Genomic DNA, 14,547 nt, shown 5'->3' on the forward strand with positions numbered 1-14,547 from the left:
GTCAGCCTCGTGCCGGGAGTGATCGCAACGCAATCGCCTGGCTCGCGGCGAAGAGCGCGATGTCGACGGCCACCGTCATGACCGCCACGACGATCAGCACTGTCGCCGCAGTCGCCGAGACGAACCCGACCGCGAGCGCGGCGAGCACGTTCGCGATCATGACCAGGCCGAGCGCTCGACGCAGGGGCAACCGGGAGAGCATCCACAGCACGCCGCCGGCCCACACGATCACCGCGACTCCCGCGGCGGCGATCACGAGCGGGGGCAGCGCGACGCCCTGGGCGATCCAGCCGGCAGCGAGCGCGACGGCCGTTCCGAGCACGGCGCAGTACGCGGCGTCGAGCCGCAGGCTCCAGCGTCCGAACGTGTCACCGTCGATCCGTCGCATCATCGCCCTCTCGTCTCACGACTAGTGGAACACAGATCGGGCGGTCGCCGTCACCTCGATCGGCACCGAGAGCGGCAGCAGATCGGTGTGGATCGGCGCGTACCAGACGGCGCGCATCGTGACGGTGGCGCTCTGGCTATCGTCCGACGCCGCGCGCACGAGTTCGACATCGTGCAGGTCGTGGACCGCATCGGCGAGGTAGCCGCCTGCGGCCTGCCGCACCTCCGCCGAGTCGAGCTCCAGCGAGAGTCGGTCACCGTCGACCAGCACGGCGTCGAGACTCCACGCCTCCGCCGCGGCGAGCGCGGCGCCGTCGGCGAGCGTGAACAGTCGCTTCCGTTCGAGGTAGAGCGAGGTCGCCGACACGACGACCAGGATGAGCGTGAGCCCGAGCACGCAGTAGAAGATCGTCAACAGCAGCGTCGATCCCTGCTCGTCGCGGGCGCTGTCGTGTTCGGCCCGGCCCCTGCCGAGACGCATCACGGGCCGCTCCCCGCACCGTCGCGCCCGGCGGCGAAGCGCGAGACCGTCTGCGTCGCACTCGCTTCGAGCGGCACGCTCGCCGCCTGGTGGAGCGCGAGCACGTCGGGCACGAGTGGCAGGGGCACGCTCGCCGTGACCGTCACCTGCACGCGCTCCCCGGCGGCCAGACAATCACCCGAGGGGGTGCACGACACCGAGACGGATGCCGCGTCGGCGTCGACCCCGTAGTCGTCGAGCGCGATCCGCACAGCGCGCTGCACCGCCGCATCCGCCGCCTCGGCGTCGGCAGCACGCACCGCAACCCTCGCGGCCTGTCTCGCCGCACCCTCGACGGCGAGTGCACCGCCCTGGATGGCCGACATGGCGAGCACGAGGTAGACGAGCGGCACGAGCAGGATCATGCCGACGGTCAGGAACTCGAGCGAGGCGGACCCCTCGTCACTCGAGAGTCTCGAGCGCAGCATGCCCGGTCACCTCCAGAGCCCGGTCGACGCCGAGGAGTCCGACGACGGGCAGCGGCGCCCGCACCGTCACCGACACCATCGCGACGCCGTCGACGGTACTGACGCCCGCTTCGATGTCGTCGGCGTAGTCGGCCGAGACGGCCATCCCGATCAGCTCGCGTGTGCGCGCGATGCCCGCCCCCTCGCTCGACCCGGCGAGCGCAGCGTATCGAGCGCCCTCCGCGGCCGCATCGAGCACGGTGTTGCGCACGTGGAGGGCGAGGGCGAGCTGGACGACGGCGAGCGCGAGCACGGTGATGAGGATGCCGACGAGAGTGAACTCGGCGACGGCCGAGCCGCGTTCCTCACTCGCGATCGCCCGGAATCGCCCCACCGAGCGGCCGAGGGCATCGCACTGTCGGCTCAGACGCCGAGGACGCGACTGATCGCCTGATCGAAGACTCCCGAGAGCGCCGGACCTGCCAGACCCCAGATGACGATGACGAGCCCAGCGGTCATGAGCGTGATCAGCACCCAGCCGGGCACGTCTCCCCGTTCGTCCTCGAACCGCTGCTTCATCGGATTGCGCATGTGATTCCCTTTCGTCTTCGTCGGAGTGCGGAGAGATGCGTTCGGTCTCGTCGCGGGCCATCAGAAGCCCGCCTGCAGAACGAGATACCCGGGAAACAACGCGAACGCGATCGTCACGGGCAGGATCAGGAAGATGAGGGGAACGAGCATCGCCACCTCTTTGCGGCCCGCCTGCTCGATGATCGTGCGCTTCGCCTCATCGCGGGCGTCGCCCGCCTGAGACCTGAGCACCGCCGAGAGGGGCGCGCCGCGCTCGAGGGCGCCGAGCACCTGGTCGAGCGCCCGCGAGAGCGCAGGATGATCGAGGTCGTCGCGGAGCCGCGCGAGCGCCTGCCCGAGCGGTACTCCCGTGCCGACGGAGGCGACGGTTGCCGCGAACTCGGTCGGCAGCACTCCTGCGCCGTTGCCGAGGCGGGCGACTCGACGGATCGCGTCGAGCATGCCCTCGCCGGCCGTGAGGCTCAGCGTGAGGAACTCGAGGACGGTCGGGAGTTCGGCGGAGATGCGCGCGAGTCGGCGACGAGCGGCACGCTGCAGCACCCAATCGCGCACGACGGCACCGAGGGCCGCCGCGAGGAAGGGCACTGCGACGCGCACGACGGTGGGGAGCGCGCCGAACGTCGGGGCGAGGATCGCGAGCGCCGAGGCAGCTGCGAAGGCGCCGGCACCCCAGGCGAGTTGCTCACCACGGAACCGCTCGACCGACGCGGTCGAGCCTGCCTGGCGCAGTCGTCGTGCGATCGCGTCGGCACCGCCGAGCCACTCGGAGGCGGCGGTGCGAAGTGCTCGCAGGATCGGCCTCGCGAACAGGCCGAGCACCGGCGTCGGGTCTGCCGGGCGGTGGGCGAGCAGTGAGCGTGCCTCGGCCGAGATGTCGGCGACGTACGGCGCCACGCGGTCGACGAGCCGGGCACGACCGATTCGCGGCACCGTCGACAGCACGAGCCAGAGGCCGAGACCGAGCACGGCGCCGCACAGGAGTCCCAGTGCGGGCACGCTGTTCAGTGGAACCATCGGCGCTCCTCCGGGAGGCGTCCGAGGGCGACCATCGCCTGATAGGCGACGATCGTCACCACCACGCCGGCGATGATCAGGGTCGCGCCGGCCGCGGAATCGTAGGCGACGATCGCCTCGGGCCGAGACGCGAGCACGAGGAGGAGGAGCCACGGCGCTGCGACCCCGAGTCGCGCGGCATTGCGGATCCAGGACTGCCGCGCGACGACCTCGGCTCGAAGCGCCGCGTCCTCGCGCAGGTACCCCGACAGACCACGCAGAACCGCGGTCACGTCAGTGCCACCGACCTCACGGGCCATGCGCAATGTCTCGAGGATGCGGTCGGCGACCGGGTCGGCGAGCGTCCCCTTCAGCCGGTCGAGGCACGCGCCGAAGTTGCCGGTGCGCCGATACTCGTCGTCGAACGCGGCGAAGGCGGCCCGCGTCGACGACGGACCGAGCACCGCCAGTGCACCGAGGCTGTCGGGAAGCGACATGCCGGCTCGAACCGACGACACGAGGTGGTCGACGACGTCGGGCCAGACTGCGCGATTGGCCGCTCGACGACGGGTGGCGCGCGCATGCACGAGGAGCGGCACGAGCAGGGCGCCCAGCGCGGTCGCCACGATCGTGAGCACGGGAACCAGGAAGACCGCGTGCGCGATCGCACCCGCCACGAGCGCGAGCAGCGCTGCGACGATCACGATCACCGCGATCGGCACCCCGGCGAGTCCCGAGAGCGCGAGCTCGTCGCCGATCCGGCTCGCGGCTGCTCTGCGGCCTCGGCCGAGCTCTACCCTCGCCGGCCAGATCAGCGGAGAGAAGGCCAGGAGCACGCCGAGCCCGAGGAGCGCACCGAGCACGAGACTCTCACTCATCGGGCCGCCGCCGAGAGCACGATGTCGGGGTCGAGTCCGACGGCCCGGTACTTCTCGAGTCGTGCGGGCGCGGCGCCCGTCGCGATCAGCGCTCCATCGCGAGTGACGAAGATCGCGTCCGCGTCGGCTGCGGCCCCGGTGCATCCGCCGGTCGGTGCCGTGATCTCGGCGACCCGTCGGTGGCCGTCGCGATCGATCGTGAGATGCACGACGATGTCGATGCAGCTCGCAACCGTGGGCACGACGAACGCCGAGTCGATGTTGCGACCCGCGAGGAGCGGCAGGGTGCAGAGCTTCGCGAGCGCGTCGCGCGCCGAATTCGCGTGGATCGTGCACATTCCGGGCAGCCCGGAGTTGAGTGCGATGAGCAGGTCGAGGCTCTCCGCCTCACGCACCTCGCCCACGATGAGGCGGTCGGGCCGCATGCGGAGCGCCTCTTTGATGAGGCGGCGCAACGTGATCTCACCGGTGCCCTCGAGGCTCGGCTGACGGCACTGCAACGCAACGAGGTCGCGCACGTCGAGGTCGAGTTCGAAGGTCTCCTCCACCGTGACCACTCGATCGCTCGAACGAGCGGCGGAGACGAGCGCGTTCAGCATCGTGGTCTTGCCGGTGTGCGTCGCACCCGACACGAGGATGTTGGCTCCGGCGAGCACGCCCATCCGGAGGAACTCGGAGGCGTGCGGAGTCAGCGAGCCGAGCTCGACGAGTGCACCCAGCGATCGGATGCGGCGCTGGAACTTGCGGACGTTCACGCTCCAGTGCGATCGCGCCACGTCGGGAATCGCGACGTGGAGACGAGAGCCGTCGGGCAGCGTCGCATCGACGAACGGCGACGAGAGGTCGACGCGTCGGCCCGAGTGCTGCAGCATCCGCTCGACGAGCTCCCGCACCTCGCCATCCGACAGCACGACCGTCGTGAGCTCGGCCACCCCCTGTCGGGCGACGAACACTTTCGTCGGCGCATTGATCCAGATTGCCCGAATGGTGGTTGGGGGTAGTTGCGCAGGGTTGTCTGCCGCACGATTCCGGGCTTCCTGCCATTGTCGGCAGTTGGATGAGAGTGCCCTATTTCGGGACTCTTGCGGACTCGCTGCGGACTGGGCCGAACGGGATCAAGGCTTTCGCTTGCGTCCGAGCGACTGTCGTGACTGCGATGGCAGCGCCCATGGGTCGACGGGACGATCGAGATGCGCCTTCACTTCCGACAGGTAGAACCGCCAGGATCGTCCTATCCGGAATGCTGGGATGTCACCACCATTCGCCTTGACGTAGATCGTCGACGGGTGCACTCCAAAGTGCTCAGCAAGTTCCTTCACGGTCAACGCGCGTTCATCGCTCATGGGACTCAATCGTCCACAGTGCGCCGCGTTTGTTACGTCGAGTTTGGCTCGTCACAACGAAAGTTGGTGTACACACCAATTCTCGGCCCGAGTGTTACGTCGAAGGCGCAAATGCACCTTTCGAACCGCGAGAATCGGCCCATGAACCTACGTCACGCATACACGGTAGAAGCGATCGCAGAAGAGACGGGCAAGTCGAAAGAGTACATCCGGGGGCTCATCCGTGACAACAAACTGCCGGCGAAGCGACTCGGCAAGACCCCGTTGGTTCTCGCCGCAGACTATGAGGTCTTCCTCGAATTGCTACCGGAGGCCTAGTGATCAGCTAGACGTTCGACCAGGCGGGGCAGGAACTCATGGAACTTCGTGGCGTTCGCACTGGTGGAGCCATCTGCCGGCAGTAGTAGTTCTTCGCCGTCGATCGTCACTACTGCTCTCGCCAGAACGTCTTCGGTCTCACTGCGCAAATAGTCCGGGCCGTCAACCATGCGAACTCGTTCCAGCGCGGACAGCGGTGTCGCGGTGATGAGGACTCCTTGAACCTTCGAGTAGGTCACGTCGAACAGAAGGCCCTCAGTGAACAGCAAAATCCGGAATTCGTCCTCGCCGGCCGTCATGTCGACGGTGACGTAGTCGATGTCCCGACCGTCCAAGATGTACGCAATCCGCGAGGTAACAGTTCCGCGCAAGTAGATGTCCGTGACGGCGAACAACTTGCCGTCGCCCCAGTTTTGGTTCGCCTTCGACAGGGTTTCCTGGATCTTCTTCGCGTCTTCATAGTCAGCCATCGGTAGTCCCCCCGTGTAGGCAGCGGCGTTGCTGCCCTAACACCATGGCACAACACCTCTCGCGTGCGATGGGGGTAGGTGCTTCGGGGGGAGAAAAATGATCGAGGGCGCGGTCTTAGTCGATGCTGTTCTCTGAAAACGTCTCGAGGTCAGCTACGGAATGTGCATCAGCCCGCGCTTTTTCTCTCCGATGGTCACCCATCTCCCCGACAACAGGCGAGGCCAGAATCTCCACTTGTACAGCATCCATGACTGATAGTCGGGGTTCGGGATCACCTGAATGCGGGAACCAGCGGCATGCGGCGCCCAGCGTTTCGGCACCACCCAGACAACGCCGATCCAGGTCTCTGCGAGCTTGTCCTTTGGCACCGTCATTTCGATCTCAACAGCGTCATCGTGCGCTGAGAGCACTGGGGGTAGCGCTGGGGTGTCAAATGCGGTGTAGCCCCATACCCGGATTTCTGGCTCGTACAGGAGGTGCGGACCCATTGGTCGAACAGTCACGGTGATCTTCGTGACACCGTTCTCAACCACTCCGGAGCGGTCAAGAGTGAAGCTCATTGCCCGTGGTGCCGACTCGCTGTGCCGAAGGATGAAGTCGACCACTGCGACAATGATTGCCACAATGCCGACGACGGCTAGGAGTCCCTGTACTCCGGCCCACCAGGGTTGTTCAAGCCAAGGTGTCTCGATGCGCACGAGTGAAGCCTATGGGCGAAGGTGCCCGGAGTACGGTCATTTCGCTGCCGCGCGTGCGAACTCTCGCCCGAGAAGGATTGCAGTCGTGCGCGGATCATTGTCTCGAATCGGCTGCATGTGAAAGTGGTATTCCGCGGGAGCCGGAGCGACTGATGCTGCTGCGAGCCCGGCACCCGAAGGCCCGCTGACCGACATCGACGACGGAGCAGCGACCAGCCCTTCGACCACGGAACGCGTGTTTCGCATGGAAGACTCAAGCCCCTTGTCGAAGCCAGCACCAACGAACGTGCCGATCTCCTCGAACACCTTCGACGGAGAATGAATACCCAGCGCATCCTTCGCCGCCTTAACCGTCGCCGCAGCAAGCCGGGCCGCAGTGTCAGCAGCGTCACCGATCATCCCCCGAAGACCGTTAATCAGACCCGAGACAATGTCCTCACCCGCACCAAACAGCCACGACCCAGCATTACCGAACGGCGACTTCACGACGCCGGGGATCTCCCCAACCTTCGTGCCGACCTTGCCGACACCTGCACCAGTGGAGCGTTCGATGTTGCCCCACCCGCCTGCCGTCGCAGAGTCGGCCCCAGCCCACGCGGAACCGAACTGCGGGGCCACTTGCCCAGAGAACCCGAGAATGCGGCCCATCGTGTCGAGCAGACCGTTGCCCGTCGAGGCAGCCACCGCACCCACACCAGAGCGAGTGCGCCCGTCCGCGTCCATCCATGTGCCACCGAACTTCGCACCCGTCGCGGAACGGAACACATCCATATCCGCACCCATTGCAGTGAGCCCGCCACCCATGCCGCCCCGGACACCCTCAATGCCCTGAACCGAAATGGTCTTGTTGTCGAGCCAGTACTGCCCCCACTCCTCACCAGTCGGAAGCCAGTCGCCGAGAAGGCCCTTGTGGTCTGCGAGGGAGTCCCAGATCTTCTGTAGCTCAGTGCCGTTGAACAGGTTCCCGTCAGCGAACCACTCGCCGACGTCACCGATCTGACCGAACAGTCGAGAGGGGCCGGTTCGCATGTCGGGCTGGTCGCCCTTGCGGAACCGATCCTGATCCGGGAGCAACGGGCCAAGACCCGGCCCCGCACCGTCAAGCTCCATCGCAGTAAGGAACCCCTCGAGCGCCGGAATGCCCTCGTCGTTGATCCAGTCAGCCAGGTCGGCCAGGGTCGGCATCAACGACTCGCCGACCTTCTCCTGAACCTCACCGAACGCGTTCCGCAGAATGTCAAGCTTGCCCGCCGCAGTAGTGGCGTCCGTCTCCGCGAAGCCACCAACCTGCGTGCGCAATCCCTGCATGATCGCGTCAAGATTCCCCGCAACCGAACCAGTGTCCTCGAAGTCGATACCGATGTCCTTGAGCGCACGCCCCTGACCGAGCAGCGCCTTCCCCAGATCCTCAGCCGCAGACGGCAGATCCTTACCCGTCTTGCCCGCATAGTCCGCAAGCAAAGGCGTCAGATCCATGATCTGCTGACCAGTCAACCCATACTGGGCAAGCTGCGCCTGACCAAGGGCGAAGGCATCGTCGTCGTAACGTGTCTTCTTCGCCATCTCAGAGTTGAGCCGGCGCATCGCCTCAATGTTCACGTCCGCGAGGGCCGGGAACTGCTCATACGCGTACGCCAAGCGGCTCTGAGCCTGCTCTGCCTCCGCGTAAGCCTTCACCGAGTCGGCACCAAACTTGATCGCGCCAGCAGCCGCCACGGCAAGGCCCGCCGCCGCAACAGCCCCCATGCGTTTGAACTGACCCCCGACGTTGTCAGCTTCGTCACCAACCTTGCGGATGGTCGTCGACGCGTTCTTGTCGCGACCATAGATGTCAAACGTCAGGGACTTCGTCGCCATGAGGCACCTACTTCTGTGGAAAAAAACGCCGGGGATAGATAAATGAAGAGGGCGCGGTCTTCATCGATCGCTGGCCCAAAGAATCGGGGTCATTCGTCGTTGGGCCAGGACTCCCAGTGGTCTTCGTCAGCCCATGGGCTGCGGGGGGTCGGGGCGAACAGTTCGTCTTGGTCTGCATCGCGTGGTCGCATGGCGTCTCCTCGAGGGGTGGGGGTGCCGTTCCAGTGATGGAGGGCACCCCCGTGGTGCGCGCTGCGGGTGAGTGTCGCTCTGCCCGCATCCGTCCTTGTCCGGGTAAGGAGTTCACGTAGGAACCCCGGATAGGTGCGGTTGACGCGCAGATCTAGGTGGCGCTGTTCTGGAAGTACTTGACTGCACCAGTGGTGTCGACGAGCGCGCTGTCGAGGCGGGAGATCGCGCGGAACGAGATCACATCACGGTCGTGGGCGAAGTCTTCCGAGCGCTCGAAGCGAAGTCCGCCGACCTGACGAACCCAGTAAGCGCTGATGTCGCCGAACAGGATCGACTTCGCGTTCGCAGCCATGGCGGGCATCGTCGGGTCTGTGTAGACGGGGCGCCCCAGGAGCGTGCCGGCCGAACCCGATCCGGGGATGACATCGGCGCTGAACACGTAGTTGCCGGTGCTGTCGCGCAGCTTCCGAATGATGTTCAAGGTGCTGTTCTTCATCAACCAGGCGGCTGCCGCAGAGCGCGCGTAGGGTTCCGCGAGCGAGGCGACGAGGTCGTGCAGCAAGTCGCCTCCCTGCCCCACCGTGGTCTGTGCACCGAGCGACGTGGCAGTGCCAGTGGGGCCGGTAACGCCGAGGGTTGCACCGGTCAAGATGCCGGTGGGCTGGCCGGTGCCGGTACCGGTGATCGCGTTGGCACCAAAGCCATTTCCGATCGCGATGCCCGCGTTCTTCGCGAGGTGTCCGACCAGGTCGAAGTTGGAGTCGTTCGCAAGCTCGTGGGTCACTTCCACCCGGAAGGCGTACTTGTATCCGCCGAGGGTGATCGTGCCGAGGCCGGGGTCAGACTCTGCGATGGTGCCGCCTTCTGCCACGATGGCTGCGGTCGAGAAGGCGGTGCTCTTCGGAATCTTGATCGGCTCGCCCGTATCGGAACGAAGCACGGTTGCACCAGCGGAGAGAATCGATGAAGTCTCGACCAGGTGGCGCTGCAAGATGCTGTAGAAGCTCGTCCCAAGCAGGCCGCTGCCGCTGGTCGTGGCAAGGTCTCGCTTTTCAATGCCGGGCTGGAATCCCGACCGCATCTCCTCGGCGGGGATGTCGATCTCGATGGGTTCGTTCGACCGGTGATCGATGATGCGTCGAAGCTTCGTGTCAAGTTCGCGGTCTTCGGTGCTGCGGAAATCGCGTGCGGCCTTGGTGCCCATCAGGTTGCGGAGCGCATCGTTTGCCTCGGCGTCGTTCCGCTCGTCAGCGTCGATCTTCTTGATGCGTTCACCGAGTACGTTGAGATCAGCGGTGATCGCCCGATACTCGGCTTCCTCAGTTCCGGTCAGACCCCGCTTCTGCTCTTCGGCATGGTCAAGGAGCGCCTTGGCCTGGTTCCACGTGCGCTGTCGTTCCGTCTGCAGTCGATCGCGAAGTTCGCTCATCTGCCGCCCCCTAGATCCTGCTCGCCTTGTAGTGGGCGAGCGCTTCACGGCTGATGCGGTACCGCCCAGCCACTGTTTCGGCTCTGAGCCGACCGTCTGTGATGGCTTTGCGAACCCCTCGCGAGGTCATCCACAGTTGGGCGGCTACTTCCGTGGTGGAGAGCCACTCTGACTCTGAGGCCAGTTCCGGCTGCGCTTCTCGGGTGGTGCCTGTGGCGGAACGACGCCACTGCAATGCGGCAACGTTCATTGCCACCAATGCGGCGTCCAGGTGTGGATCTTGGCCGCGGACTTTGCGTCGGAATTCCTCGAGGCCTGCGTAGTGGTTCAGCAGCGAGCAGACACGCCCGGAGAGGATCGCAACGGCACCGTCGAGCCCGTGGACGAGGTGTTCGGGCGGGCGGAAGCTCATCGTTCTCCTGCTTCCAGTGCGAGGATTTCGGCTTGGGCTGCGTAGATGAACCTCAGCCGGTCTCCGCTGGGAACGTCGCCCATCTGGGCGTCGATGATCTCGACGAGTGCCGTGATGATGTGCCACCGGAGTTCGACAGCGTCGAGGTCGGATCGGTTGAGGGTGTCGATGAGGGTGTCCATGCCGCCGCTGATGTCGCCGTTCAGTGCCGGTCCCAGGACGCGCATGACTGCTTCGTGTGCGATCGTTCTGATGTCGTCGGTCATGGTCGTTTCCTTCCAGCCCAGAACCCGCCTTGTGGCCGGCCTTCACGGGCGTACAGGGCGCAAGCTGTCTGCAACGGGCAGAGAGTGCACGTCTCCTTGAGTTCGATGAGGTCACCCGGTGTGAGGTCATCTGCGACGAATCGTTCGTCGTTGAGGCACAGCGGACGGGTGGTCTGCATTGCTTCTTGAAGGGCAGCGAAGGCTGTCTCCCCCCTCATGCGATCTTCTCCATGTCATGGGTACGCATCGGTGATCCCTTCATCTGGGTAGTCCGTAGTTGTCGGCGAACTCGCGACCATCGACGCTCAGGAATTCGTACGCTTCGTCGCCTGACTCCGCGCCCTCCCATTCGTCGTGGCGGGGCAGCTCGCGCTGGTACGCGGCGATGAGGTCACTGGCGTCCTGAACGCTCATGGACTGCCACAGCTCCTCGCGAGATTCGTTGGGCGGTTCGTTGTAGCAATGAATGTGGTAATCGCGGAGCATCGTGAGCTGACGGCTAGTTGCACGATCGTCATAGATGTCATGGCTGAAAGGGCTTGCGCGTCCGATTTCCCCGAAATTGGACCTCACATCTTCTTCTTTGGTTGAACTTGTAATTGGTTCTTCTTTGTCGGCCACCACGCCAGTAGCCCCTTCTGGCACCACGCCAGTAGGGGGATGCAAGACGGCAGTAGGAAGCGCCACTTTGTAGCGGTTCGTCTGCCAGTCGCCGTTCGCCTTTGGCCGTCGCTGGATCTCGATCAACCCAAGCTCTTCGAGTGATTTGAGCGCACGCCGTGCGGTCTTCTCCGAAGTTCGTGACTCGCTCCCGATCGTCTTGATCGACGGGTTGCAGAGCCCGGTTCGGTGATCACGGTGGTCGAGCAGAACGAGGTATACAAGGAACGTGTTCTTGTCGCTCAGGTACTCCGGGTTGCGGATGAGCCAGTGCGGCAACATCGTGAAGCCGGTCGATTTTGCGGCCATATGTTCCCCCTCTCGGAAACACCAGGGCGACCCACCACTGATGGAATGGGCCGCCCGTTCGGGTTCCGTTGGGGCTAGTTCTCGAGGTCTGCGAGTTGCGCCGTCTGGTCGATGTTTCGACGCAGCACACGGCCTGTGCCCTGACCGGCGGCCAGGTCGCGCAGATCGCCGCAGAGATCGAGTGCTGCGCCAATCTCCATCGACACGCCCAACTTCACCGACCACGGGACGAAGTAGGTGAGCGTGTCTGCCCACTCTTCGGCGAATGGGGCGAGATCGGGCGTCGGGAGATCGACTCCGTATTGCTGGAGGAGTCGCTGTGCACCCTCGGCCCACGCGTGAGGGGAAGTCGGCGTCTCAGTGCTGGCACTGGCCCGAGTCGCTTTGCGGTCGCTTACGATTGATGTAGACATAATTCAGCGGTTCCTTTCGTAGTGGTTTGGTTCCGTTGTTTGCCCGGCCGGGTTGCAGCCCATTGGCCGGGCATTCTTCTTTTGGGGGTCTGCCCCGATTGGTTCGCGCATCGTTCAGTCGAATGCAGCGTCGATGTATGCCTGAATGTCAGCAGCGCGGAACATCCGCCGACCGCCGATGAGCCCTGACTTGGGCGCGGTGCGGTTGTGGAGCATCCAGCGCAGTTGCGCCGGCGACTTGCGGAGCGCCGACGCCGCTTCCTCGAGTGTGAGGAGCGACATCGCGTTGGGATGGGCAACGGTCATGATATCTCCGTTCCTAGTTGAGATTGACTGTGGATTCTAGTAAACCACGGTTTCTAGTTGTGTGCAACTAGCCGAGCGTGTACCTTATAGCCGTGGCCAGAGATACATCGCAAGAGGAGTCCAGCCCGCTCGACCGCCAGGTTGGCGAGAACGTGGTCCGCCTTCGAGGAGACCGCTCCCAGAAGGAACTCGCCGACGAGATGCGTGAGCGTGGCTACAAGTGGTCGCAGGCCACAGTGTGGGCCGTCGAGAAAGGTAACCGGCCATTGCGTCTGGCCGAGGCGGCGGTGCTCGCAGAAATCCTCCGCGTGAGCGTGGGTGTCCTCCTCGGCGATGAGGTCAGCGTGGTGGTGAAGCAGGACGTGGATGCCGTCGAACGCGCTCAACAACAGGTCCATCAGGCATTTCTCGCGTTTCGGTCAAGCCAACGCCGACTCGCGCGGACGGCCGACCGATTCGCCCAAACCGGAAGGGCGCTTCCTGTTGAGACGAGCCATCTCGAATCACTGCTGAGACTCACGCCGGATGACATCCTCGCGATTGAGCGAGCAGCGGAGCGGGAATCCGTCCAACTCAAGGCGAAGTATCCAGGACCGCCCGACGAGACTGAGCCGACAGGCCCGACGCCGTACTTCGATGTCTTTGGGGACGCTTACCGCAACTTCGCAGAACGGGACATGAGCGATGTCATCGATCCAGAAACGTGAGAACGGCAAGTGGCGAGCTCGCTACCGCGATGCGGCCGGCAAAGAGCATGCGCGGCACTTCGACCGGAAGGTAGACGGACAGCGGTGGCTCGACACCGTGACCGCGGCAGTCGTTACGGGAGCATATGTGGACCCGAATGCGGGTCGCCTTACGTTGCGCTCGTACTTCGAGGAGTGGTCTGCACGGCAGTTGTGGGAGTCCGGCACTCGTCGCGCGATGGAACTCTCGATGCGGTCGTGTTCGTTCGCCGACATCGAGTTGAAGAGGATTCGCCGGTCTGACGTTGAGACTTGGGTCAAGCTGCTCGCGACCACCCTCGCGGCCAACACGGTTCACGCCCGCGTGCAGAACGTGCGATCCGTTCTGCGAGCCGCCGTGCGCGACAAGGTGATCGCGTCCGACCCTTCAGCAGGGGTTGTGTTGCCCCGTAGACGCCGCGTCGAGCACGCAATGCGAATTCCCGCACCCGACACGGTGGGGGCGCTCTATGAGGCCTCTGACGAGTGGTTCAAGACGTTCATCGCGTTGTGCGCGTTTGCCGGCCTGAGGCTTGGTGAGGCGGCGGGCGTCAGGCGCTCCGACATCGATTTCCTGCGGCGCGCGCTCAAGGTAGAGCGGCAGGTGCACCGGCAGCCAGGGCATGAGCTTGAGATCCGACCACCGAAGTACGGATCCGAGCGCACTGTGCACCTTCCAGACGGGCTACTGAACGTGCTGTCTGACCATATCCGCGAGGTGGGCGTCTACGGGCTCGAGGAGTGGCTGTTTCCCGGCATGGACGGTGCACCGATGCTGCCGCGCAAGCATGCCTACACATGGGATCGACTGTGCATGAAGATCGGCGTCGAGGGCGTCACCATTCACGATCTGCGGCACTACTACGCGTCAGGGCTGATCGCGTCAGGCTGCGACGTAGTGACCGTTCAGCGAGCCCTTGGGCACAAGACCGCGACCGTCACGCTGAACACGTACAGCCATCTTTGGCCGTCTGCGGATGATCGCACGCGAGCCGGGGCACAGTTCTTGATGGATCAGTCGTTCGGGTTTCCTGCGGACCGTGTGCGGACTGGGGAGTAGCACTCCCCCGGAAATATGGGCATGAACGGCCTATTGGGCGCGTTGATCCAGATCTCCTCGACCTCGTGGTCGTCGAAGAAGGGCTGCAGCTGTCCGTAGCCCGTGATCGAGGCGACGACGTCGCGCGTCGTGCCGAGCTCGTCGCCGAGCTGGGCGTGCGCTCCCGAGAGTGCACGCTCGCTGTAGCTCCGCACCTCTTCACGGGCGTATCTGGCCGCTGCCGACTCGTCGCGTGCGAGATCGACGCCGTCGCGCAGCACCCGCGTGCGCACCCGGTCGGCGATGGTGCGCACGGGGTCGGTCATGGCACCC

The 14,547-nt window shown here is 64.8% G+C and carries 21 protein-coding genes and 1 pseudogene; 3 read left to right on the forward strand and 19 right to left on the reverse strand.

The features are described from left to right. Position 1: 1 nt before the first annotated feature. The 9 genes and pseudogenes from ACFTQE_RS09820 to ACFTQE_RS09860 form a co-directional block, all read right to left on the reverse strand. Complete coding sequence (locus ACFTQE_RS09820) at positions 2–391, reverse strand: hypothetical protein (RefSeq protein WP_376924880.1); 390 nt, start codon at positions 389–391, stop codon at positions 2–4. Positions 392–409: 18 nt separating this feature from the next. Further along, positions 410–868 carry a pilus assembly protein TadG-related protein gene (locus ACFTQE_RS09825; RefSeq protein ID WP_376924913.1) on the reverse strand — a complete coding sequence of 153 codons (459 nt, stop codon included), beginning with the start codon at positions 866–868 and terminating at the stop codon, positions 410–412. Continuing rightward, positions 868–1,335: a hypothetical protein gene (locus ACFTQE_RS09830; protein ID WP_376924881.1), complete on the reverse strand. Its 468-nt coding sequence runs from the start codon at positions 1,333–1,335 to the stop codon at positions 868–870. The genes ACFTQE_RS09825 and ACFTQE_RS09830 overlap by 1 nt, the downstream gene beginning before the upstream one ends. Next, the gene (locus ACFTQE_RS09835; RefSeq protein ID WP_376924882.1) at positions 1,310–1,708 is read right to left on the reverse strand and encodes a TadE/TadG family type IV pilus assembly protein; all 399 of its coding nucleotides are present in this window, start codon (positions 1,706–1,708) and stop codon (positions 1,310–1,312) included. Before ACFTQE_RS09835 ends, ACFTQE_RS09830 begins: the two co-directional genes overlap by 26 nt. Before the next feature lie 29 nt (positions 1,709–1,737). Beyond that, the gene (locus tag ACFTQE_RS09840) at positions 1,738–1,905 is read right to left on the reverse strand and encodes a hypothetical protein (RefSeq protein WP_376924883.1); all 168 of its coding nucleotides are present in this window, start codon (positions 1,903–1,905) and stop codon (positions 1,738–1,740) included. Between the two features lie 60 nt (positions 1,906–1,965). Then, positions 1,966–2,919: a type II secretion system F family protein gene (locus ACFTQE_RS09845; protein ID WP_376924884.1), complete on the reverse strand. Its 954-nt coding sequence runs from the start codon at positions 2,917–2,919 to the stop codon at positions 1,966–1,968. Beyond that, on the reverse strand, positions 2,907–3,776 hold the full coding sequence (locus ACFTQE_RS09850) for a type II secretion system F family protein (protein WP_376924885.1): 870 nt from the start codon (positions 3,774–3,776) through the stop codon (positions 2,907–2,909). The genes ACFTQE_RS09845 and ACFTQE_RS09850 overlap by 13 nt, the downstream gene beginning before the upstream one ends. After that, positions 3,773–4,762: pseudogene (locus ACFTQE_RS09855) on the reverse strand (CpaF family protein); the annotation flags it as partial. The gene ACFTQE_RS09850 and the pseudogene ACFTQE_RS09855, both read right to left, overlap by 4 nt. A 129-nt stretch (positions 4,763–4,891) precedes the next feature. Then, entirely contained in the window at positions 4,892–5,119 is a 228-nt protein-coding gene (locus tag ACFTQE_RS09860; protein WP_376924886.1) for a helix-turn-helix domain-containing protein, read from the reverse strand. Positions 5,120–5,260: 141 nt separating this feature from the next. On the opposite strand from ACFTQE_RS09860, the gene ACFTQE_RS09865 reads away from it, so the two are divergent. Continuing rightward, a complete protein-coding gene (locus ACFTQE_RS09865; RefSeq protein WP_376924887.1) occupies positions 5,261–5,437 on the forward strand; it encodes a hypothetical protein in 177 nt (58 codons plus the stop codon). Here ACFTQE_RS09865 and ACFTQE_RS09870 read toward each other — a convergent pair. The 9 genes from ACFTQE_RS09870 to ACFTQE_RS09910 all read right to left on the reverse strand — a co-directional run bounded on the left by ACFTQE_RS09870 (position 5,434) and on the right by ACFTQE_RS09910 (position 12,450). Beyond that, complete coding sequence (locus ACFTQE_RS09870) at positions 5,434–5,907, reverse strand: hypothetical protein (RefSeq protein ID WP_376924888.1); 474 nt, start codon at positions 5,905–5,907, stop codon at positions 5,434–5,436. The genes ACFTQE_RS09865 and ACFTQE_RS09870 overlap by 4 nt on opposite strands. 153 nt (positions 5,908–6,060) lie before the next feature. Next, complete coding sequence (locus ACFTQE_RS09875) at positions 6,061–6,606, reverse strand: hypothetical protein (protein ID WP_376924889.1); 546 nt, start codon at positions 6,604–6,606, stop codon at positions 6,061–6,063. 36 nt (positions 6,607–6,642) lie between these two features. Continuing rightward, positions 6,643–8,463 (reverse strand): hypothetical protein, encoded by a 1,821-nt coding sequence (locus ACFTQE_RS09880; protein ID WP_376924890.1) that lies wholly within the window; start codon positions 8,461–8,463, stop codon positions 6,643–6,645. 343 nt (positions 8,464–8,806) lie between these two features. Then, a complete protein-coding gene (locus ACFTQE_RS09885) occupies positions 8,807–10,084 on the reverse strand; it encodes a phage major capsid protein (RefSeq protein ID WP_376924891.1) in 1,278 nt (425 codons plus the stop codon). A gap of 10 nt (positions 10,085–10,094) precedes the next feature. Beyond that, the gene (locus tag ACFTQE_RS09890) at positions 10,095–10,496 is read right to left on the reverse strand and encodes a helix-turn-helix domain-containing protein (RefSeq protein ID WP_376924892.1); all 402 of its coding nucleotides are present in this window, start codon (positions 10,494–10,496) and stop codon (positions 10,095–10,097) included. Beyond that, the gene (locus ACFTQE_RS09895) at positions 10,493–10,762 is read right to left on the reverse strand and encodes a hypothetical protein (protein WP_376924893.1); all 270 of its coding nucleotides are present in this window, start codon (positions 10,760–10,762) and stop codon (positions 10,493–10,495) included. The genes ACFTQE_RS09890 and ACFTQE_RS09895 overlap by 4 nt, the downstream gene beginning before the upstream one ends. Positions 10,763–11,020: 258 nt before the next feature. After that, positions 11,021–11,731, reverse strand: coding sequence for a helix-turn-helix domain-containing protein (locus ACFTQE_RS09900; protein WP_376924894.1), 711 nt, complete (start codon positions 11,729–11,731; stop codon positions 11,021–11,023). Positions 11,732–11,805: 74 nt separating this feature from the next. Further along, positions 11,806–12,144, reverse strand: a complete 339-nt coding sequence (locus ACFTQE_RS09905; RefSeq protein ID WP_376924895.1) for a hypothetical protein — start codon at positions 12,142–12,144, stop codon at positions 11,806–11,808. A gap of 114 nt (positions 12,145–12,258) precedes the next feature. Beyond that, on the reverse strand, positions 12,259–12,450 hold the full coding sequence (locus ACFTQE_RS09910) for a helix-turn-helix domain-containing protein (protein WP_376924896.1): 192 nt from the start codon (positions 12,448–12,450) through the stop codon (positions 12,259–12,261). A gap of 92 nt (positions 12,451–12,542) precedes the next feature. Here ACFTQE_RS09910 and ACFTQE_RS09915 point away from each other — a divergent pair, with 92 nt between their 5' ends. Both ACFTQE_RS09915 and ACFTQE_RS09920 read left to right on the forward strand, forming a co-directional pair. Then, positions 12,543–13,157: a helix-turn-helix domain-containing protein gene (locus ACFTQE_RS09915; RefSeq protein WP_376924897.1), complete on the forward strand. Its 615-nt coding sequence runs from the start codon at positions 12,543–12,545 to the stop codon at positions 13,155–13,157. Beyond that, positions 13,135–14,235: a tyrosine-type recombinase/integrase gene (locus ACFTQE_RS09920; protein WP_376924898.1), complete on the forward strand. Its 1,101-nt coding sequence runs from the start codon at positions 13,135–13,137 to the stop codon at positions 14,233–14,235. The genes ACFTQE_RS09915 and ACFTQE_RS09920 overlap by 23 nt, the downstream gene beginning before the upstream one ends. Here ACFTQE_RS09920 and ACFTQE_RS09925 read toward each other — a convergent pair. Then, positions 14,190–14,540: a hypothetical protein gene (locus tag ACFTQE_RS09925; protein WP_376924899.1), complete on the reverse strand. Its 351-nt coding sequence runs from the start codon at positions 14,538–14,540 to the stop codon at positions 14,190–14,192. The two genes, ACFTQE_RS09920 and ACFTQE_RS09925, sit on opposite strands and share 46 nt — an antisense overlap. Positions 14,541–14,547 lie beyond the last annotated feature (7 nt).

Origin of the sequence: Agromyces sp. NPDC056965, assembly GCF_042673425.1 — a bacterium.
In the GTDB taxonomy this organism is placed as follows: Bacteria; Actinomycetota; Actinomycetes; order Actinomycetales; family Microbacteriaceae; genus Agromyces.